At 63.4% G+C, this 19,218-nt stretch carries 17 protein-coding genes; 8 read left to right on the top strand and 9 right to left on the bottom strand.

What is annotated here, in order from left to right; translation table 11 throughout:
- Nucleotides 1-104: 104 nt before the first annotated feature.
- Complete coding sequence (locus H2LOC_RS16675; RefSeq protein WP_136498219.1) at nt 105-1,772, top strand: bifunctional metallophosphatase/5'-nucleotidase; 1,668 nt, start codon at nt 105-107, stop codon at nt 1,770-1,772.
- A gap of 18 nt (nt 1,773-1,790) precedes the next feature.
- On the opposite strand, the gene H2LOC_RS16670 is transcribed toward H2LOC_RS16675, so the two are convergent.
- The 3 genes from H2LOC_RS16670 to H2LOC_RS16660 form a co-directional block, all read right to left on the bottom strand.
- The gene (locus tag H2LOC_RS16670) at nt 1,791-4,064 is read right to left on the bottom strand and encodes a glycosyltransferase family protein (protein WP_136498218.1); all 2,274 of its coding nucleotides are present in this window, start codon (nt 4,062-4,064) and stop codon (nt 1,791-1,793) included.
- 70 nt (nt 4,065-4,134) lie between these two features.
- Nucleotides 4,135-5,121 (bottom strand): acrylyl-CoA reductase (NADPH), encoded by a 987-nt coding sequence (acuI, locus tag H2LOC_RS16665; protein WP_136498217.1) that lies wholly within the window; start codon nt 5,119-5,121, stop codon nt 4,135-4,137.
- A 238-nt stretch (nt 5,122-5,359) separates the two neighbouring features.
- The gene (locus H2LOC_RS16660) at nt 5,360-6,121 is read right to left on the bottom strand and encodes a hypothetical protein (RefSeq protein WP_154331697.1); all 762 of its coding nucleotides are present in this window, start codon (nt 6,119-6,121) and stop codon (nt 5,360-5,362) included.
- Between the two features lie 56 nt (nt 6,122-6,177).
- Here H2LOC_RS16660 and H2LOC_RS16655 point away from each other — a divergent pair.
- Nucleotides 6,178-6,935, top strand: a protein-coding gene (locus H2LOC_RS16655) for an IS5 family transposase (RefSeq protein WP_425487302.1) whose coding sequence is annotated in 2 segments (ribosomal slippage) — nt 6,178-6,523 and nt 6,523-6,935 — 759 coding nt in all. Because the reading frame shifts where the segments join, the coding sequence is not laid out codon by codon here.
- A gap of 346 nt (nt 6,936-7,281) precedes the next feature.
- Here the strand turns inward: H2LOC_RS16655 and H2LOC_RS16650 are convergent.
- From H2LOC_RS16650 to H2LOC_RS16635, 4 genes are all read right to left on the bottom strand, one after another.
- Nucleotides 7,282-8,039, bottom strand: a protein-coding gene (locus tag H2LOC_RS16650) for an IS5 family transposase (RefSeq protein ID WP_425487306.1) whose coding sequence is annotated in 2 segments (ribosomal slippage) — nt 7,282-7,694 and nt 7,694-8,039 — 759 coding nt in all. Because the reading frame shifts where the segments join, the coding sequence is not laid out codon by codon here.
- A gap of 163 nt (nt 8,040-8,202) precedes the next feature.
- Nucleotides 8,203-8,790 (bottom strand): DUF3656 domain-containing protein, encoded by a 588-nt coding sequence (locus tag H2LOC_RS16645; protein WP_136497862.1) that lies wholly within the window; start codon nt 8,788-8,790, stop codon nt 8,203-8,205.
- On the bottom strand, nt 8,787-9,929 hold the full coding sequence (locus H2LOC_RS16640) for a HigA family addiction module antitoxin (protein ID WP_136497863.1): 1,143 nt from the start codon (nt 9,927-9,929) through the stop codon (nt 8,787-8,789). The genes H2LOC_RS16645 and H2LOC_RS16640 overlap by 4 nt, the downstream gene beginning before the upstream one ends.
- Nucleotides 9,922-10,266, bottom strand: coding sequence for a type II toxin-antitoxin system RelE/ParE family toxin (locus H2LOC_RS16635; protein WP_136497864.1), 345 nt, complete (start codon nt 10,264-10,266; stop codon nt 9,922-9,924). Before H2LOC_RS16635 ends, H2LOC_RS16640 begins: the two co-directional genes overlap by 8 nt.
- Before the next feature lie 336 nt (nt 10,267-10,602).
- Between H2LOC_RS16635 and ccmI the strand changes: the two genes are divergently transcribed.
- Genes ccmI through H2LOC_RS22025 form a run of 4 tightly spaced genes read left to right on the top strand, consistent with a single transcriptional unit; the run spans nt 10,603 to nt 15,563 of the window.
- Nucleotides 10,603-11,730: a c-type cytochrome biogenesis protein CcmI gene (gene ccmI, locus H2LOC_RS16630; RefSeq protein WP_136497865.1), complete on the top strand. Its 1,128-nt coding sequence runs from the start codon at nt 10,603-10,605 to the stop codon at nt 11,728-11,730.
- A gap of 2 nt (nt 11,731-11,732) precedes the next feature.
- On the top strand, nt 11,733-12,173 hold the full coding sequence (gene ccmE / locus H2LOC_RS16625; protein WP_136497866.1) for a cytochrome c maturation protein CcmE: 441 nt from the start codon (nt 11,733-11,735) through the stop codon (nt 12,171-12,173).
- Nucleotides 12,174-12,180: 7 nt separating this feature from the next.
- A complete protein-coding gene (locus H2LOC_RS16620; protein ID WP_136497867.1) occupies nt 12,181-14,154 on the top strand; it encodes a heme lyase CcmF/NrfE family subunit in 1,974 nt (657 codons plus the stop codon).
- Nucleotides 14,151-15,563, top strand: coding sequence for an alpha/beta fold hydrolase (locus H2LOC_RS22025; protein WP_136497868.1), 1,413 nt, complete (start codon nt 14,151-14,153; stop codon nt 15,561-15,563). The genes H2LOC_RS16620 and H2LOC_RS22025 overlap by 4 nt, the downstream gene beginning before the upstream one ends.
- Before the next feature lie 236 nt (nt 15,564-15,799).
- Here H2LOC_RS22025 and H2LOC_RS16610 read toward each other — a convergent pair whose 3' ends face one another.
- Nucleotides 15,800-16,243, bottom strand: a complete 444-nt coding sequence (locus H2LOC_RS16610) for a nucleoside deaminase (protein ID WP_202620483.1) — start codon at nt 16,241-16,243, stop codon at nt 15,800-15,802.
- 110 nt (nt 16,244-16,353) lie between these two features.
- Between H2LOC_RS16610 and H2LOC_RS16605 the strand changes: the two genes are divergently transcribed.
- Nucleotides 16,354-18,114: a pseudouridine synthase gene (locus tag H2LOC_RS16605; protein ID WP_154331756.1), complete on the top strand. Its 1,761-nt coding sequence runs from the start codon at nt 16,354-16,356 to the stop codon at nt 18,112-18,114.
- 3 nt (nt 18,115-18,117) lie between these two features.
- Nucleotides 18,118-18,675 carry a 16S rRNA (guanine(966)-N(2))-methyltransferase RsmD gene (gene rsmD, locus H2LOC_RS16600; RefSeq protein ID WP_136497871.1) on the top strand — a complete coding sequence of 186 codons (558 nt, stop codon included), beginning with the start codon at nt 18,118-18,120 and terminating at the stop codon, nt 18,673-18,675.
- 13 nt (nt 18,676-18,688) lie between these two features.
- Here the strand turns inward: rsmD and H2LOC_RS16595 are convergent, their stop codons facing one another.
- Nucleotides 18,689-19,159 (bottom strand): hypothetical protein, encoded by a 471-nt coding sequence (locus H2LOC_RS16595; protein ID WP_136497872.1) that lies wholly within the window; start codon nt 19,157-19,159, stop codon nt 18,689-18,691.
- Nucleotides 19,160-19,218: the final 59 nt, after the last annotated feature.

Raw genomic sequence — 19,218 nt, 5'->3', positions numbered from 1 at the left:
CTTCCCTCTCGCAACAACGCCTCCCGACTTAAGGCTGGCTTAAGGTGCGCTTCCGATTTCAACCCCCGGCAAACGCCGCAAGGCGAGAGCAGGAGGGAAAATTGATGAGCAAGTCCTGGAGCCGTCGAAATTTCATGATGTCCGCGAGCGTCGCCGCCATTGGATGGGCCGCCGCGACCGGCCTCGCCGCAGCGACCAATGCGTCGGCGCGCCTGTGGAAAGGAAAGCGCGTCACCCTGTTGCACTTCACCGACACGCACGCCCAGCTCGAAACCCACCCGGAATATCTGCCCGGGGCCAATCCGGAAATCCAGATGATGGGCGGCTACGCCCGGCTCAAAACGGCGATCGAGCGCGAAAGAGCCAGTTGCGACGGAGCTTGTTTTCTTGCGGACGGCGGCGATGATTTCCAGGGCTCGGGACCTGCGACCTGGTCCGAGGGAGAAGCAGTTCTCGATCCGCTCAAAGCGCTCGGTCTCGACGTTTTCGTTCCCGGCAATTGGGAGCCAGCCTATGGCCCCGAACGCTTCAAACGCACGATGGCCAGTCTGAACTGTCCCGTCGTCTGCTACAACTTCCATGATATTGCGAGCGGCGCGCGCCTGTTCCCGCCCTCCGTCACGCTGGAGCGCGACGGCGTGAAAGTGGCCTTTGTCGGAATAACCGACATCAGCGCCAGCAAGCGCCATCCGCCGGCGGAATATCAAGGCATGGACACGGCGCGCATGGAGGGGTTGCGCGATTTCGTCAAGCAGCTTCGCGCCCGCGAGCAGCCGGATCTCGTCGTCGCCGTGACCCATACCGGCATTTCCATCTCCCGCCAGATCGCGCGCGAGACGCCGGAAATCGACGTCATTCTTTCCGGTCATACGCATGAGCGCACCATGCGGCCCATTCTCGAAGGCAAGACCATCATAGTCGAACCCGGCTGCTTCGGATCTTTTCTGGCCCGGTTGGACGTCTATCTCGACGAAGGCGGCGTCGCCCGCCACGACTACCGCCTCATCCCCGTTCTGGAAGGACGTTACGACGAAGACCCTGCGGTGAAAGCCCTGGTCGACAAATCGCTGGCGCCCTATCGGGAACGCATGTCCAGGCCGCTCGGAAGAACGGAAACCCTTCTGATGCGCTACGATGTGCTGGAGACCACCGCCGACGATCTCATCACCGACGCCATACGCAAGGCCGCGAAAGCCGACATCGGATTTTCCAACGGCTTCCGCTTCGGCCCGCCCGTCCCGCCCAATACGCTGACCGAGGCGGATTTGTGGAATTTCCTGCCTATGAACGCCCGGATGAAGACGGGATGGATTACGGGTAAAGAGCTGCGCCTCTATCTCGAGAACGAGCTCGAGCAGGTGTTTTCCAGGGATCCCTGGAGACTGAGCGGCGGCTGGGGGCCGCGAGCCTCCGGCATGGCCATCGCCTTCAACGCCTTGGCGGAACGAGGTCGCCGCGTCGTCTCGGTGAAGGTCGACGGACGGGAAGTCGAGGACGAGCGCCGCTACACCATCGCCGGCTGCGTGCGCGGCGGCGAACCGGTCGACGTCATTTGCAGGCACTCCGGGACGCATGACGCGCAGGAGCTTCCTTTTACGGTTCACGAAGCGATCAGGGAGTATCTCGAGGCCCAGCCCGTAATCGCGCTGCGACGGAGCGGCCGCGAGAAGGCGCTGGATTTGCCGCCCATGGTGTTCAGCCAGGACGCGATTCTATCCAGCCGCGATCTTGCCGCAGCGCCGACCACTCCCTTCGGGCTTCCGCCCGGATAATCCCCGATCCGGATGGCGCTATTTGTTCGCACGCAGCTTCTTCCACAGCCCCCGCAAAGGCTCGAAGCTGAACTCGACGCGATGGCGCCCTTCGGGAACCCGCACGGCGCGGAACAATACATTGGCCCGCAGAATATCCGCCTGCGCGCCATCCACCGACGCGAACCAATAGGGATGCCAGACGTCGTTGAGGACCGCCCAGCCGCCGCCCCGCGGCGCCTCGGCTTCGATTTCGATTTTCGTGGTTCCATAGGAGATTATGCGCGCGCTTGGCGAAAACGCGTCCGGCGCGCGGGGCTCGCAGGCCGGCGCTTTCTCCAGCAGCACCGTCTCGCGAAAATCGACCTGCGGCCATCCGCCTTCCGCGATCATCTTGTCGAAATCGGCGGGCATAGCGCAGGTCGGCAGCATCACGCGCGGCAGGGCGCCGGGATATTCGTAAATATAAGCGTCTTTTGTGCGCGCGATCAGCGTCACGTCGCCGGGTTTGAGGTTCTTGTCGATCTCGCCCAGCGGCACGCCGGAGGCGATCCAGCGCAGGCCCAGAAGATCCGACATCGGCGATTTATAGGCGGGATAAAGCTTCGAGAAATTGCGCTGGTCGGGCAAAGCCAGATGATCGCCGGCCCCGGTCGCATCCTCGAAAAGTTTCAGGCGGATCGGGTTGTAGCCCAGGTCGTGGTCAAAGCCATGGACCAGGCTGGCGTTGGGCCAATGGAAGTCGATCGCGGCGAGCTCGATGCGGTCGCGCTGGTCGGGGGCCTGGGATTTGAGCTTTTCGCGCAGGAAACGAATGGTCTCGTTATTGGTGTCGGCGCGCAGCACGTCGAATTGCGCGGGCGGCAGCGCAGTCGATTCATTGGGCTCGTTTCCGATCGCAAGATCCAGCGTCGTCGTCGCGCCGATGAGCGCGAGAACAGCAAGCGCGCTTCTTTGCGAGAGGGCCCTCGCGAAAAAGATGACGGCGAGGGCCAAAGCCCAGAAGACGAGCGCTTCCATTAGCGGCGCCGCCGCCTGGGCGAGCCGGCCTTTGTCGAAAGCGACGCCGGCGCAAAGCGCCAGCAATCCGGCCGCAACGCCCGCGGCCACGCGGAAATCCGGGCGCGCCTCGCCGCGCTGGATCAGATGAAAAGCATAGCCTCCGAGAATGGCGAGGACGGCGCAAAGCGGGAAGGTCGCATCCGCCGGGCGGCGCCACAGATCGACGCCCGGAATATGATACATCAGCTGGAACAGCGGGGTGTAGCGCCCGAGGCCATAAACGACCAGCAGGGCGGCCGCGGCGACAAGAAAACGCGCCTCGCGCTCGGCGAGGAAGCGCTTTCCCGCGGCGGCGACCAATGCCAACATGGGCAGCGCGCCCATATAGACCGCGGTCATATTGCGGGCGAGATAAATGTCTTTCGTGCCGAAGACATCGGAGGGCGGCCCCCAGAAATCCTTCAAGGGCCCGTCGGTCCCGAAGAGATTGGCGCAGATCAGCGTCAGCAACGACCCCGGCGGCAGCGAGCCCTTATAGGCGCCGTCGAGATCGATCTCAGGCCGGTTGGAGTTGGCGGCGAGATCGAGCGTCAGCGCGATAGGCAAAGCGATGATGGCGGAGCCGCACAAGGCGCCGGCGAGGAGCGGCTTGATCGCGCTCCACAGATCGGACTTGTCGGTGAAGACGCGATAAAGCGCATAGGCGGTCAGCATCAGGACGGACAGGAAAGCGACCTGATCGCGGCCGAGCACCAGAAAAGCCGCCGCAGCGCCAGCGGCGGCGCCATAGGCCGCCGAGCGGCGATCCAGCGCCCGCGCCAGCAGCCACAAGGTTACGGGGAACCAGGAAAGGCTCATCACCTGTCCGGTATGCTGAATGCGCCAGCTCGCCGAACCGCCGAAGGCGAAGGCAAGCGCCGCGAGCAGCGCGCCGGCCGCGCTCCAGCCGCGGTCGCGGAAATAGAGGATCAGCGCGAGCCCGCCCATCGCCAGCATCGCGAAGACGACGCCGTCCTCCAATTGAAAGGATGGTTCGGGCACGAGCCAGGCCGCCAGCAGGAAGAAGGGCGAGAAGATCAACGATTGCGGATCGGCGATCTGCGGCATTCCCGCAAAGACATTGGGCGTCCAAAACGGCGATTGGGAGCCGTGCAGGGCGTGAGCGAGAAAAGCGAATTGCGGCTGGAAATGCGCCTTGGCGTCCCAGGGGACGGTATAGGCGCCGGAGAGGAAGGGATAGCTCAGCGCCAAAGCGCAGATCAGGAATATCGCCGCGGCGGCGCCGTAGAGGCCGTTGTCGTTGTCGCGCAAGATCGCAGAGCCTTTCGCCTCGATCAAAGAATGTTTGGAAGGTCCTGACAGGGCTCCGGGCCGGCGGGCCTCAACCGATCTCGACAACAAGCCGCCCTCGCACCTTGCCCTCGACGATGCCGCGCGCGCGCTCCAGCGCCTGCGGGAAGGGAATCGTCTCGGTCATGCGGGCGAGCGCCTTTCTGTCGAAATCGCGGGAAAGACGCGCCCAGGCCTCGCGCCGCAACGCAAGCCGCGGCCTCACGCTCTCGACGCCGAGCAGCGACACGCCGCGCAGGATGAAGGGCGCGACGCTCGCCGGCAGATCCATGCCCCGCGCATTGCCGCAGGCCGCGACCGCCCCGTCATATTGGGTTTGGGACAGGACATTGGCCAGCGTGACCGAGCCGACCGTATCGATTCCGGCCGCAAAACGCTGGCTCTGCAGCGGCTTGCCGGGCTCGGCGAGCTCCGCCCGGTCGATGATCTCCTGCGCGCCGAGGCTTTTGAGATATTCCGCCTCCTCGGGCCGGCCGGTGACGGCGGCGACCTTCCATCCGGCCCGCGCCAGCAGCGCGACGGCGGCCGAACCCACGCCTCCCGCCGCCCCGGTGACGACGACGGGGCCGCATTCGGGCGTCATGCCGTAGCGCTCCAGCGCCAGAATGCAGAACATGGCGGTGACGCCGGCGGTGCCGATCGCCATCGCCTCGACCGTGGAAAGATCCTGCGGCAAGGGAACCAGCCAATCGCCGGAAATCCTCGCCATTCTCGCCCAGCCGCCGAAATGCGCCTCGCCGATCCCGCAGCCGCCGGCGACGACGAGATCGCCGGGCGCAAAATCCTTGTGGCTGGAAGCTGTCACCCGGCCGACGAAATCCACGCCCGGAATCATCGGAAAGCGGCGCACCACCGGGGCCTTGCCGGTGACGGCGAGCCCGTCCTTGTAGTTTATGGCCGAATGGATGACCTCGACGTCGACGTCGCCGGGCATGAGGTCGGCGTCCGAAATCTGCGCATATCTCGCGCGATAGCCGGCCTCGTCCTTGTCGATGCGGACACAATCGAATTCGCTCACGCGGTCTCCGGTCGGGGCTTTGGCGCCACGGTTTTTGGCGATTCTCTGCTTGCGACATTAATGCGCCGGAACCACGGCGGCCAGCTCGACCCGAACCGGTGCCCTATGTCTATTTCAATTTCCGCTATGCGCCAGGAGCGGACCATCGGTTCGGTTGCGGGAGGGCCTGTCGCCGCTCCTTGGATGACCGGCTCAAGCCCGACCTCTAACCGCTACCGGAAGCGAATTTGTTACGGGCTTATAGGGTCTCTGGCAACAGGCTCGTTACATGCTTCTGCGGCGGGCGCGGTGCGCCTGCCGACAATTGCTCCAGCGTAGCGATCAACGGGTTTCCAATTGTGCGTCGCAATCGAGTTGGCCCAGTAAGTTTGCCCTGGCATTTCGAGCAACTGCGACCGACTACCGGTGTAAAGGCTAGCTCGCCACAGCTAAACTCCATTTCGCTACACCGGCTGCACTTCAGGGGAACGACACGCGCGTCGAGATGCGGCAACGAGTTTTGCGCCATTAGTGTGCGGACCATGGCGGGGTCCAATCTCAAGCCATCTATTTCCACCGACGAGAAAGTGTCGTCAGGGTCGGCCGCTTCGCTGTCTGCCCTGTAAGCGTGGACATGAATTCCTTCTTCTTCCGCCTTGCCAGAGGACCAGATAATTGCGGCGTTTGAACCCCAGATTTGTATGCCGCCTGGGTAATCTTGCTGGTTGAGCGAAATGGCCTTCGCGGCTTGCACAGGCTTTCGCGAAACTAGACCTAAAGTTTCCTGGGTTGCGCGAATTGGATTTCCGATCCCCGCAACGGAATCGCGAAAATTTTTACCGCAACCCGCGCACAGATGACGGCTATGCGGGTGGATACTAAACCAGTCTTTATCGAGATGTGGATATCCGCAATAGGTGCATCGGACGTCACGCATGTCAAATCCGAATACGCTGCTGACCATGTAGTATACAGCATCGACTTCAGAAATCAGTAATCCTTCCTTAGGGTCCAGACCCATAAAGTGCTTGGCGTAAAGAGCGGGTTGTGATTCAGGGCTTCCGAAAGGAAGCGCCGATGATTCGCGATCAATTCTGGCTGACAGATGCGCAGTTTTCGAAGATTGCGCCACATCTTCCCACTGACACGCGCGGCAAGGCGCGGGTCGACGACCGCAGGGTCATCAGCGGCATCGTCCAAGTGCTCAAATCCGGCGGGCGCTGGGTCGACGCACCGCCGGAATACGGGCCCAAAAAGACACTTTATAATCGCTATGTCCGTTGGGCCGCCAAGGGCGTCTGGGTCGACTTGTTCCATGCACTCGCTCAAGCCGGCGGGCCGCCGACGGAAGTTCTCATCGACTCCTCGGCGGTGAAAGCGCATCGCTCGGCCAGCGGCGGCAAAGGGGGGAGAAAAATCAGGCCATCGGCCGCTCGCGCGGTGGACGCACAACGAAAATCCACGCGCTGACCGACGCGCAATGTCGACCCATAGCTTTCATGCTCACAGCCGGAAACGTCGCCGATTGCACAGCGGGCGCGGAACTTCTTGCCCATCTTCCGCCTTGCGAAGTCCTCCACGGCGACAAGGGATACGACAGCAACGCCATCCGCCGTAGGATCGAGGACGGCGGCGCACTGCCGAATATTCCGCCCAAGGCCAACCGCAAATGGAAGAACTGCTTTTCGCCGCTCCTCTATCGAAACCGCAACGCCATCGAGCGCATGTTCTGCCGTTTAAAGGATTTTAGACGCGTGGCGACGCGCTACGACAGAAACGCCGTCAATTTCCTCGCCGCCGTTTGCCTCGCTGCCACTGTCAGCTATTGGTTATGAGTCTGGGCCCTAGGCAGCTGGCGGCCTATGAGCCTGACTGCTCGATAGGTAGCGTCTATGTCTTTCGGACCATCGGACTCCCTCCGAGCATGAACGTGAATTCCAAAATCCAAGGGAAGTCGGGTCGTGTCATAGACCGGAGGAACTGCACCCCATAGGCCGACCCCGCCGGGATAGTGGTCAAGATCAAGATCAAACATTTCGTGAGGCAAGATCGGCGGAAGATGCGCCGCGCGGCATTCGATTGCTGGCCGACCGTATTTAGCGGTGGCATCGGCTTTGTGTGTAAGGCACCAATATCTAGTGCCGCCATCGCGCCGCTTTGCGACCGGCTTAGGGCCCAGACTCATAACCAATAGGCGACAGTGGCAGCGAGGCAAACGGCGGCGAGGAAATTGACGGCGTTTCTGTCGTAGCGCGTCGCCACGCGTCTAAAATCCTTCAAACGGCAGAACATGCGCTCGATGGCGTTGCGGTTTCGATAGAGGAGCGGCGAAAAGCAGTTCTTCCATTTGCGGTTGGCCTTGGGCGGAATATTCGGCAGTGCGCCGCCGTCCTCGATCCTACGGCGGATGGCGTTGCTATCGTATCCCTTGTCGCCGTGGAGGACTTCGCAAGGCGGAAGATGGGCAAGAAGTTCCGCGCCCGCTGTGCAATCGGCGACGTTTCCGGCTGTGAGCATGAAAGCTATGGGTCGACATTGCGCGTCGGTCAGCGCGTGGATTTTCGTTGTGCGTCCACCGCGCGAGCGGCCGATGGCCTGATTTTTCTCCCCCCTTTGCCGCCGCTGGCCGAGCGATGCGCTTTCACCGCCGAGGAGTCGATGAGAACTTCCGTCGGCGGCCCGCCGGCTTGAGCGAGTGCATGGAACAAGTCGACCCAGACGCCCTTGGCGGCCCAACGGACATAGCGATTATAAAGTGTCTTTTTGGGCCCGTATTCCGGCGGTGCGTCGACCCAGCGCCCGCCGGATTTGAGCACTTGGACGATGCCGCTGATGACCCTGCGGTCGTCGACCCGCGCCTTGCCGCGCGTGTCAGTGGGAAGATGTGGCGCAATCTTCGAAAACTGCGCATCTGTCAGCCAGAATTGTTCGGGAATCATCGGCGCTTCCTTTCGGAAGCCCTGAATCACAACCCGCTCTTTACGCCAAGCACTTTATGGGTCTGGACCCTAATATCACAACCTCCGGTCTGGTCTGACACGGCCTGCTTCGGCGGCCAGAACATATAAAGCTGTCTCATAGCCGCACTTTCCTTCCCAAATGTTAGGCCGCTTTGGTCACTTTCCTTAGCGAACGCAACCATTTGCGCAGCTCTAAGACTTGAACTTCAGTCAGGTTTGAGCCGTAATGACCTACGATCTCAAACGGTGATCCGCCGTTCTTCTTAAAGATTTCCCGAAGCACATCGAGCGTTTGCTCTCGACCGAGCGCGATCTCCGTTGGATCAACCAAGGAAATGCAATCGGTGCCCACAATATAATTTGGGGTGCGCTTTCCAAACGTTGCCGGATCATGAGTGTCGAGTTCGTGCTGTGCCCCGCTTCCATCGACAATAACGTTTCCAGTTAGCTGACCATCGTCGCGCATGCGAAGGCGCTGATCAGGAAACTGCTCGTACGCTTGTACGGCGTCGATCTTCTGCGCAACTTCGAAGCCGCCCATCACGAATTGGCGCACATTGGGAAGCTTCCCGGATATCACGAACAAATGGTCCCCTTCTTTGACACGGCGCCTGATATCGGGACGACAAGCTCCAAGGCTCGCCTTTGGTCCGAGATAAGGGTCTTTTACATGCTTACCAAGCTGCGGATCATAGCCGCTGCTGGTTATGAAAATTTTCCCAATCATCATTGCCTCCAAGTCTGGTCGTCATCCTCAGCAAGTTGCCAGTTGAGCTTTTGCTTGAGCGTGTTTCCTTGATGACGCGCCAATAGGCGTTCATGTTGTAATCGACCGACAACGATACCCGGACCGATTCGGATCTCTTCCGCAAAGTCGTGAATGTCTTCGTTCGTGAAACTTTTCTTCCGCACGAACTCGCCGAGAGCAGCAGGTGGAATCAGCGTGTCGGCGGCAAACTGATTTGCCTCGCTCTCATACCGTTGCATTTCAGGATCAACGACCTGATCAGAAAGATTATCTGCCGCGTTATCAAGAACGAACGATCTATTTTTTCTATGAAGAAGCAAGTGACCTACTTCATGAAAGAAGGTAAACCACATCTGATCGTCAGTCTTGTACCGGAGCGTCAGCGCAATGAGTGCCTTCCTGTCCGAGAGCATCCGCGCACAGCCGCTAATTGCACAGTGATGCAGTTCTGGAACCCAGACCACGGCAACTCCTGCCGCAGAGCAAATTTTCTGAATTGGTTCCATGACCTCACTGGCTCGTATTCTGGTCAGCCGCCTTAGCTCTTCGATCGACGCGCGGAGCAAATGATCACTGAAATCCGCCGTCTGAAGTTCTGCCGCCACAAGCTCCGTTTCGCGGACCCACGCGGAAATTGCTTCGACGCTAGTCGCGAATTTTCGGGTTTGTCGGTACGCCACACGAGAAGCGCTCCACACAGCGTCCCAGCTTTCAGGAGATGACACCCCGAGAAAGTGGAGCAAGGCATCTACTTCCGTCTGCCCCGGTTTCAAAAAGCGGAGCTTCCGCATCTCCCTCAGAGGGAATTTGTGAGCCCAGTCAGCCCATTGAGCGGATCGCACAAGATAGAGTTGCCTCGCCTCAGCTTCTTCGAATTGACGTTGGAGGTTGAGCCAAAAATGCGCGGGGCGCTGAAGTACCTTTTCCAAGGCAAGCGCCGTCGGCGCTGTAACAGGAGCCTTTCCGTTGCAAATCTCGCTGATGGTCTTCGGCGTGAGGCCCGTACGCCGCGCCAGATCGCGCTGCGTCCACCCCTGGAATTCAAGATAGTCCGCCACAACCTCGCCAGGATGAGGGACAGCCGTCGGCGGGAGCAGAGTCGCTTGCTGAACGCTATCCATGGGTATCCTCGATTCCGACTATTTCTATTTTTGTTATCGATGCCCACCGCTCTGGCTCATCGGAGCGGTCCGTCGGCGTGTTCTCTTCGATTGGGACGAATAGCAGTCGATAGGGCTGATTCAGATCGATCGAAAAGGTGCCCGCGCGCTTTCCTTTCAACTCGTGGCAACGTTCAGGCCCGGACATCGGTGGCCAGAAGTCGGCCAGCGACACGGCGGCGCGCAGCACGCTCAGGCGCAGCATGATTTTCTTCGTCATGTCGCGGCCATACTGCTTTTGGCATGCCGCTTCGCTTTCTAGCGCCGCCTTAAGCTTGCCTTTAGCTTTAATCTCCACGTGGTACCTTTTTCGTAATCTGTATGCCGGCCGAAAATGTTACCTATTGGGTAATAGAAAGTAGCAAGCTGAGGACGCCGCGTCAAGGGGCGTTCCCGTTCCGTATCGGGGCGTCGCGTTGGATGCCGTTTGGATTTTGCAACCCGCGGCCGATCCTTCGGAGCTTCGTCAGCTATGGGTCACAAACGGAAACCAGACCAACCCATTGCTCGAACCGGCGCGGGCGCCTTGATTTGGCGTCGCCGGGAATAAATCCGCCTATTTTTGTCGACTTTCCTTAGCCGAGGTCTCACGCCGCGCTTCCAAAGCCCGGCGCAACCCTCTAAACAAACACGCATGATCTGGCTCGTTTTCGCCCTTCTCACCGGCGCCGCCGTCATGGCCGTGCTCGCGCCGCTCGCCCGAAAAAACGCGCCCGCCGACGCGAGCGCCACCGACAAAGCCTTTTTCAGCGAGCAGATCGCGGAAATCGAGCGCGAATGCGCCGAAGGACGGCTCGACCCCGGCGACGCCGAGGCCGCCCGGCTGGAGGCCGCGCGCCGGCTTTTGCGCGCCAGCCAGACGGGGGAGAAAACCTCTCTCGCATCGGGAAAATTGCGCGCTGCCGCCGCCGTCGCGACCGTGGTTCTGGTTCCGGTCGTCGCTTTGCCGCTCTATCTTCATCTAGGCTCCGCCAATCTGCCGGATATGCCTCTGGCCGAGCGGCTGGCGAAGACCCCGCCGCATCAGGATCTTTCCGCAGCCGTGGCCCAGATCGAGGCCCATCTCGTCCAGCATCCCGAGGACGGGCGCGGCTTCGAGGTGGTCGCCCCCTTCTATCTGCGCAACGGCCGCTATGAAGAAGCCGTGCACGCCTTTGGCGAAGCCTTGCGGCTGCTGGGCGCGACGCCGACCCGTCACGACGCGCTCGGCGAAGCCATCGTCATCGCCGCGCAAGGCGAGGTGACGCCGGCGGCGCGCCGCCAGTTCGACGCCGCCCTCGCCCTCGACGAAAAAGACGCCATGGCGCGCTATTATCTCGGCCTCGGCGCAGCGCAGGAAGGCGAGAGCGAAAAAGCGCGCGACATCTGGACGAAGCTGCTGGCCGACGCGCCCTCGCAGGCCGGTTATCGCGACCTCGTCCAGGGCCAGCTCGACAAATTGTCCGGCGGCCCCGCGGCGGAGCAGCCGGCGGCGACGACCGCCGAGGGCCCGGCCACGGAACAGGGCAAGGCCATCGCGGCCCTGCCCAGAAGCCAGCAGGAGGCGACCATCCGCGGCATGGTGGCGAGGCTCGCGGAGCGCCTTGCCCAAAAGGGCGACGACGTGGAAGGCTGGCTGAAGCTGATCCGCGCCTACAGCGTGCTGTCCGAGCCCGATAAAGCCAAAACCGCGCTCAGCGACGGCAAAAAGGCGCTGTCGGGCAAGCCGCAGGAAGTCGCCCGGCTCGACGCGCTGGCCGAACAATTGAACATCGGAAGGTAGCCATGACGCGCAAAGGCAAACGGCTGACGCTCATTTCCGGCGCCCTGGCGGCGCTCGGGCTCGCGGCCGGACTGGTCATGTTCGCGCTGCGCGACAATATCGTGTTCTTCTACACGCCGACGCAACTCGTCGAAAAACACCCGGCGCCCGGCGCGCGGCTGCGCATCGGCGGCCTGGTGAAGCAGGGCTCGGTCGTCAAAGGCGAGGGCCGCGACGTGAGCTTCGTAATCACCGACACCGCCAAAGAAGTGGCCGTGACCTATACCGGGCTGCTGCCGGATCTCTTCCGCGAGGGACAGGGCGTGGTCGCGGACGGCGTGCTCGCCGGCGAGGGCAGGTTCCGCGCCGACAGCGTGCTGGCCAAGCACGACGAGCGCTACATGCCGCGCGACGTGGCCGAAGCGCTCAAGAAACAAGGCGTCTGGCAGGGCGAAAAGAAATGAGGCGCGCATGATCGTCGAAACCGGACATTTCGCCCTCGTTCTGGCGCTGGCCCTTGCGCTGGCCCAGGCTTTCATTCCCTTTGCGGGCGCCCGCCTCGGCGACAGCGCCCTGATGGGGGTCGCACGCCCGGCGGCGATCGCGCAATTCGCGCTGGTCGCCCTGGCTTATGGCGCGCTCACCTACGCCCATGTCGCTTCGGATTTCTCGCTTCTCAATGTGATCGAGAACTCCCATTCGGCCAAGCCCTTGATCTACAAGATTTCCGGCGTGTGGGGGAACCACGAAGGCTCCATGCTTTTGTGGGTGCTGGTGCTTTCCTTCTGCGGGGCGCTGATCGCCGCCTTCTCGGCCGCCATGCCGGCGCGGCTTCGCGCCGACACGCTGGCGATGCAGGGACTCCTGGGCGCGGCTTTCCTGCTCTTCATCCTGCTGACTTCCAATCCCTTCGCCCGCGTCGCGCAGGCGCCCTGGGAAGGGCGCGACCTCAACCCGATCCTGCAGGACCCCGGCCTCGCTATTCATCCTCCGCTGCTGTACCTCGGCTATGTCGGCTTCTCGGTGGTGTTCTCCTTCGCCGCCGCCGCCCTCATCGGCGGGCGCATCGACGCCGCCTGGGCCCGCATCATCCGGCCCTGGACGCTGGGGGCCTGGCTGAGCCTGACGCTCGGCATCGCGATGGGTTCTTACTGGGCCTATTACACGCTCGGCTGGGGCGGATTCTGGTTCTGGGATCCGGTCGAAAACGCCTCGCTGATGCCCTGGCTCGCGGGCACCGCGCTGGTCCACAGCGCCGCGGTCATGGAAAAGCGCGAGGCGCTCAAGATCTGGACCATTTTCCTTTCGATCCTGGCCTTTTCGCTCTCGCTGCTCGGCACCTTCCTGGTGCGCTCCGGCGTGCTGACCTCGGTCCACGCCTTCGCCAGCGATCCCGAGCGCGGCGTCTTCATCCTGGCGATTCTGGTCTTCTTCATCGGCGGCGCGCTCGCGCTGTTCGCCCTGCGGGCCGGCGCCCTACCGGTCGGCGGGCTTTTCACCCCGATCTCGCGCGAGGGCGCGCTGGTGGTGAACAATCTGCTTTTGACGGTGTGCTGCGCCACGGTGGTCATCGGCACGCTTTATCCGCTGGCGCTCGAAGCCATGACGGGGGAGAAAATCTCTGTCGGCGCGCCCTTCTTCAATACGGTGCTGATCCCCATCGCTTTGCCGCTCGCCCTGCTCATTCCCATCGGGCAGATGCTGGCCTGGAAGCGCGGCGATCTTCCCGCCGCCCTGCAGCGGCTGCGCGCCGCCTTCGTCGCCGGACTGCTGGCGCTCGGCGCCTTCGGCGCTTTCGAGGGCGCGCCCTGGCTTTCGGTGGTCGCAGCGGGCGTCGCCGTCTATCTCGTGGTCGGTTCGCTCTCCGAGCTGATGCAAAGGGCGCTTCTGCGCGGCGGCTCGCCGGGGGCGACGCTCGCGCGGTTCTTGGGCCTTCCGCTGTCGGCCTTCGGCACGGCCATAGCCCATGCCGGAATGGGCCTGTCGCTGCTCGGCCTCGCCGCCACCGGCTGGGGCGTCGAGAACATCGTCACCATGAGCGTCGGCAATGCGTACGAGGTCGGCCCCTATCGGATCGTCCTTACCGATATCGCGCCGCGCAGCGGGCCGAACTACACCGAAACCTACGCCACAATGGACGTGAGGCGAGACGGCGCGGTCGTTGCCCGGATCGAACCCGCCAAGCGCTTCTACCAGGCGCGCAAAATGGCCCGCACCGAGGCCGGCATCGCCACTCTCGGCCTCGGCCAGGTCTATGCCGCGCTGGGCGAATCTCACGCCGATGGAACCGTCGACGCGCGCCTTTATTACAAGCCGCTGGTCACGCTGATCTGGATCGGCGCTCTGGTCATGGCGCTCGGCGGCGCATTTTCGCTCGCCGACCGGAGATTGCGCATCGGCGTCGCAAGGCGCGCGAGCGCCCCCTTGCCGCAGGCGGCCGAATGAAACAGTCTCTGAAAACCTTCTCCCTTCTTGCCGGCCTTGCGGTTCCGTTCTCGGCTTTCGCGCTGGAGCCCAGCGAAAAGCTTTCGGACCCGGCGCTGGAAGCCCGTGCGCGCAACATTTCGGGCGAATTGCGCTGTCTCGTCTGCCAGAACCAGTCCATCGACGATTCCGACGCGCCGCTTGCCAAGGATCTGCGCACGCTGGTGCGCGAACAGATCAAGGTCGGCGCCACCGACGAGCAGGTCCGTAACTTCGTGGTCTCGCGCTATGGCGATTTCGTGCTGCTGCGCCCGCCGTTCAAGCCGGAGACGCTGCTGCTCTGGCTTGCGCCGCTGCTGGTCCTTATCGGCGGAGGCTCGGCGATCTGGAGCGCCGCCCGCAAACGCCGTTGGGCCGTGGCGACCCCAAAAGCCTTGAGCGAGGCGGAACGCCTCCGGCTCAAGGAGCTCGGCGTCGAAAACGCCGATGCCTCCGGGGGTGCGCCAACGTCCGCGCAGCACTCCTCCAACCACCAAGCCTCTCCGGACATGTCCAACTCACACGACTTCTACCCCGGCTTCGCCTCTCATTGGATCGACACGCAAGCCGGCAAGATCTTCGCCCGCTCCCATGGCGCGGGAGCGCCGGTGCTGCTGCTGCACGGCTTCGGCGAGACCAATATCGCCTGGCGGAAGATCGCCTCTCGCCTCGCCGAGCGCTTCTTCGTCGTCGTCATGGACCTTCGCGGCTATGGCTGGTCCTCCGTCCCCGACAGCGAGAACGGCAAGAGCTACGCCAAGCGCCTGATGGCCGAGGACGCCGTAACGGTGATGGAAGAGCTCGGCCATGTGCAATTTGCGCTGGTCGGCCACGACCGCGGGGCGAGGGTCGGCATGCGCCTCGCCCTCGATCATCCCGGCCGGCTTACGAGGCTCGCCCTGCTCGACATCGCCCCGCTGGAAGAGGGTGTCGGCGACTCCAATCTCCAGCGGGTCGGCCGCGCCAAATTCATGAGCTTCGAGGCGCCGCGTCCCGAAAATCTGATCGCCATGGACCCCGGCGGTTTTCTGATCGACGCGCTGCAGAACGGAACCCGCGACAAGACCCTCGATCCCTTCGGTGACACGGCCCTGGAGGCCTATTGCGCAGCCTTCGCCGATCCCCTGCGCATCCATGCCTTTTGCGAGGACTTTCGCGCCGGCGAAGGGGTCGACAAGGAGCAGCTGCTCGCCGACAAGGCGGCGGGCAAAAAGATCATCGTGCCAACGCAGCTGCTCTGGAGCGCCGCGCATTTTCCGCAGCAGCCCTCGCTGCTCGAAAGCTGGCGGGAGTGGGCGAGCGATCTTCGCGGCGAGGCTATCGACAGCGGCCATTACCTCGCGGAAGAAGCGCCCGAGGCGGTGCTGAAGGCGCTGGAAGGGTTTCTTTGAGTAGCCGGGCGCCGTGAAAATCTGTACTGGGATAGCGGCGAAGTTCTGTAAACGATAGAAGTAATACGGGCGCCCTGCGCCCGTCACTGCGAGCGCGGTGAAGCAATCCAGAGCCACATCAAGCGTCATTTCTTATTTTTAATCGACAAATAAGTCTATTTTTATTTCCTGCTTTGCCCCTGGATTGCTTCGCTGCGCTCGCAATGACAGCTCCCGGCGCGAAGAACTGCCCCGCCTCACCGCCGGGCCTGAAAAAACTCCCGCAGCATTTGCGCGGCCTGGCTTTCGCGCAACCCCCCATAGACCTCGGGCGCGTGGTGGCAGGTTGCTTGAGAGAAAAACCTCGCGCCATGTTCCACCGCGCCCCCTTTGGGATCACTCGCGCTAAAATACAGCCGCCGGATGCGGGCGAAGGAAATCGCTCCCGCGCACATGGCGCAGGGCTCGAGCGTCACATAGAGATCGCAATCGATCAGCCGCTCGGAGCCCAGCTCTGCGCAGGCGGCGCGAATCGCCAATATCTCGGCATGGGCGGTGGGGTCGCGGTCGGAAATCGTGCGATTGCCGGCGGCGGCGATGATCTTGCCGCTGCGCGCAATCGCCGCGCCGACCGGCGTCTCGCCCTGTTGCGCGGCCCGCCGCGCGGCGGCGAAAGCGGCCTCGAAAGGGTCGTGTTTCATGGCGGCTTCGCTTCGCCCTTTCATTCGCCTCGCTTTGCCTGCTATCAAAGCTCATGACCGATGACAAACCAAGACGTTCCCGCGCCCCCGCCAAGGGCGGCGAAAAGCCCATGCGCCGCCGCGCCGCACCGAGCGCGCCGCCGGAAAAAGAATTCGAAGGCGAGCGCGTCGCCAAGGTGATGGCGCGCGCGGGAGCCTGCTCGCGGCGCGACGCCGAACAGTGGATCGCGGAAGGCCGCGTCTCGGTCAATGGAAAAACGCTCGCAAGTCCGGCCTTCAACATCCGCGAGGGGGACAATATCCTCATCGACGGCAAGCCGATGGCCGAGCGCGAGCGCACCCGGCTGTTCCTGTTCCACAAGCCCGCAGGCCTCGTCACCAGCGCGAAAGACCCCGAAGGGCGGCAAACCGTCTTCGATTTTCTTTCCGAGCGCTGGCCCGACCTGCCGCGCGTCGTGAGCGTGGGCCGGCTCGACATCAACACCGAAGGCCTGCTGCTGCTCACCAATGACGGCGGCCTCGCGCGCACGCTCGAACTTCCGGCGACCGGCTGGACTCGCCGCTATCGCGTGCGCGCCCATGGCGAGGTCGATCAGGCGCAGCTCGACACGCTGGCCAGAGGCGTCACCGTCGAAGGCGTGGCCTATGCGCCGATCGAGGCGCGGCTCGACCGGGTGCAGGGCGCCAACGCCTGGCTCACCATGGGCCTCACCGAAGGCAAGAACCGCGAGATCAAGCGCGTTCTGGAGCATCTGGCTCTGGACGTGAACCGTCTCATCCGCATTTCTTTCGGGCCGTTCCAGCTCGGCGACCTGGCGGAAGGCGCGGTCGAAGAGGTCAAGCTCAAGGTTCTGCGCGATCAGCTCGGAAAAGGCCTCGCCGAACTCGCGGGCGTCGACTTTTCTTCGGGCCTGCGGGAGCCGCCCTCCGCGGCCGAAGCGCAGGAGAAGCGCCGCAAGGACGAAAGCCGTCCGCGCCAGCATGTTTCGTCGCTGCGTAAGCAGCGGGAGACCGACGCCCGGCAGACGCCGCGCGCCCGGGTTGAGCGCGCCGTCACCGCCGATCGCAAGGGTCGCTCCGTGGCGGTGGAGCGGATCGTCGTCAAGGGCGAGAAACCCGCCGAAGGGACCCGCAATGCGCGCCGTTTCGCCGCCATCAGGCGCGACCAGGACGCGCCGCTCGATCGCAAACCACGCGCGCGCTCCGGGGAAAAACCCGCGCGCGCGCAGGACGCCGGAAGACCGGTGCGCGCGGCTTCCTCCGGGCAGGGCGAATCCCGTGTGCGCCGCGAAAGAGCCCCCGCGGGGGTGGATAAGGCGACAAGATCGCCGCGGCCCCCGCGGGCCGAGAGCCGCGAGTTTGAAAGGCCCCAGCGCCGTGACCGGGAGGCCGCGCCCCAACGGGAACGTGCCCCGCGTGAGAAATCTTTCGGCGAACGCCCCGCCTTCGAAGGCCGCCGCCCCCAGCGCGCCGAGGGCGCGAAAAACCGCGAGTTCGAAAGGCCGCAGCGTCGCTCCGCCGAAGCCTCGCCACAACGGGAACGCGCCCCGCGTGAGAAATCTTTCGGCGAGCGCCCCGCCTTCGAAGGCCGCCGTCCCCAGCGCGCCGAGGGAGCGAAAAACCGCGAGTTCGAAAGGCCGCAGCGTCGCTCCGCCGAAGCCGCGCCGCAACGGGAACGCGCCCCGCGTGAGAAAACTTTCGGCGAACGCCCCGCTTTCGAAGGCCGCCGCCCCCCGCGCAGCGCGGCCGCTGACGGGAAAGGCCCGCCCCGCGGCAAGCCGAAGGGGGACGGGAAGCCGCGGGGGCGGCCCGGCGGCGGATCTCCGCGCGGCGGCAAGCCTCCCGCCCGCGGCCCGAAAGGCCCGCGCTAAGCCATGCGCATCGTCGGAGGCGCCCTGCGTGGGCGCGCATTGGCGGGGCCGAAAACGCAGAATGTGCGGCCGACCTCGGACCGGTTGAGAGAGTCGATTTTCGATATCCTCGCCCACGCCTATGACGACCCGGCGCGAGACGCGGCGGTGATCGACGTTTTTGCGGGCACGGGCGCGCTGGGGTTCGAGGCGCTCTCCCGCGGCGCGGCCCGGGCGATGTTCGTGGACAGCGGCGCCGAGGCGCGCGCGCTGCTCCGCGAAAATATCGAAAAGCTCGGCCTCGGCGGCGTCACCCGCGTCTTCCGCAGGGACGCCGCCAAGCTCGGCGCCGCGCCAGCAGGCGAGGTTTTTTCGCTGGCTTTTCTCGATCCGCCTTATGGCAAGGGGTTGGCCCCGCTCGCGCTCGCCGAATTGCTCGGGGGCGGTTGGCTCGCGCCCGGCGCGATCGTGGTTATCGAGGAATCGGCGGGAGTCGCAGTGGATCTCCCGCCCGGAATCCTGCAGGACGAAAACCGCCGTTATGGCGATACGCAAATCGTCTTCGCGCGCAAAGAGGCGTAAATCCGGGCGCCCGCTAACGATTGAAGGCCGAGGTCTTCATCGCCGGCAGCAGCTGCCATCTCATCTCGGACTTGGAATCGAAGCTGCAAGGCTTGTCGATGACGACGCCCTCCTGGACCATATCCGCCGCGAGGCAGCTTCCATTCGATTGATTGGTGCTCGGTTCGCTCTGCACATTGATCGCGATCGGCGCATTATATTTGACATAGCCGCTGAGCGCATTGTTGAGCGCGCCGTCGAGATCGGATCGGCGCAGATATTGGGCGTTGTCGGACGACTGCTGGTTCTGCTGGAATTTCGTCAACTGCGCCTCCAGCGCGCCTATCCGGTCGTTGAGGGCGCGCGTTATGCGATTGAGGCAGTCGATTCTCGCGGCGCCGCGCCCGGAAGAAGGATTGCACGAAGGCATGTTGTCTTCTTGCGCGCCGGCGCCGCCGGCAAGAGCTAGAAGCGCGGCGAGCGCCGCGGCTGCTGATAACTTCATTGACATGACCGGCCTCGTCCATCTTTGTGATCGGATCGGGCCCGACGCCGCCGGGAATC

The organism is Methylocystis heyeri, assembly GCF_004802635.2.
Taxonomy (GTDB): Bacteria; Pseudomonadota; Alphaproteobacteria; order Rhizobiales; family Beijerinckiaceae; genus Methylocystis; species Methylocystis heyeri.
Note: the sequence above shows the minus strand (reverse complement) of the source record. Positions and strands in the feature narration are given on the sequence as shown.

What these genes read in the sequence shown, in the direction of transcription:
- H2LOC_RS16675 (WP_136498219.1), top strand. Translation starts at nt 105, where the DNA reads ATGAGCAAGTCCTGGAGCCGTCGAAATTTCATGATGTCCGCGAGCGTC.
- H2LOC_RS16660 (WP_154331697.1), bottom strand. Translation starts at nt 6,121, where the DNA reads ATGGGTCTGGACCCTAAGGAAGGATTACTGATTTCTGAAGTCGATGCT.
- H2LOC_RS16645 (WP_136497862.1), bottom strand. Translation starts at nt 8,790, where the DNA reads ATGATGATTGGGAAAATTTTCATAACCAGCAGCGGCTATGATCCGCAG.
- H2LOC_RS16640 (WP_136497863.1), bottom strand. Translation starts at nt 9,929, where the DNA reads ATGGATAGCGTTCAGCAAGCGACTCTGCTCCCGCCGACGGCTGTCCCT.
- ccmI (WP_136497865.1), top strand. Translation starts at nt 10,603, where the DNA reads ATGATCTGGCTCGTTTTCGCCCTTCTCACCGGCGCCGCCGTCATGGCC.
- ccmE (WP_136497866.1), top strand. Translation starts at nt 11,733, where the DNA reads ATGACGCGCAAAGGCAAACGGCTGACGCTCATTTCCGGCGCCCTGGCG.
- H2LOC_RS16620 (WP_136497867.1), top strand. Translation starts at nt 12,181, where the DNA reads ATGATCGTCGAAACCGGACATTTCGCCCTCGTTCTGGCGCTGGCCCTT.
- H2LOC_RS22025 (WP_136497868.1), top strand. Translation starts at nt 14,151, where the DNA reads ATGAAACAGTCTCTGAAAACCTTCTCCCTTCTTGCCGGCCTTGCGGTT.
- H2LOC_RS16610 (WP_202620483.1), bottom strand. Translation starts at nt 16,243, where the DNA reads ATGAAACACGACCCTTTCGAGGCCGCTTTCGCCGCCGCGCGGCGGGCC.
- H2LOC_RS16605 (WP_154331756.1), top strand. Translation starts at nt 16,354, where the DNA reads ATGCGCCGCCGCGCCGCACCGAGCGCGCCGCCGGAAAAAGAATTCGAA.
- rsmD (WP_136497871.1), top strand. Translation starts at nt 18,118, where the DNA reads ATGCGCATCGTCGGAGGCGCCCTGCGTGGGCGCGCATTGGCGGGGCCG.
- H2LOC_RS16595 (WP_136497872.1), bottom strand. Translation starts at nt 19,159, where the DNA reads ATGAAGTTATCAGCAGCCGCGGCGCTCGCCGCGCTTCTAGCTCTTGCC.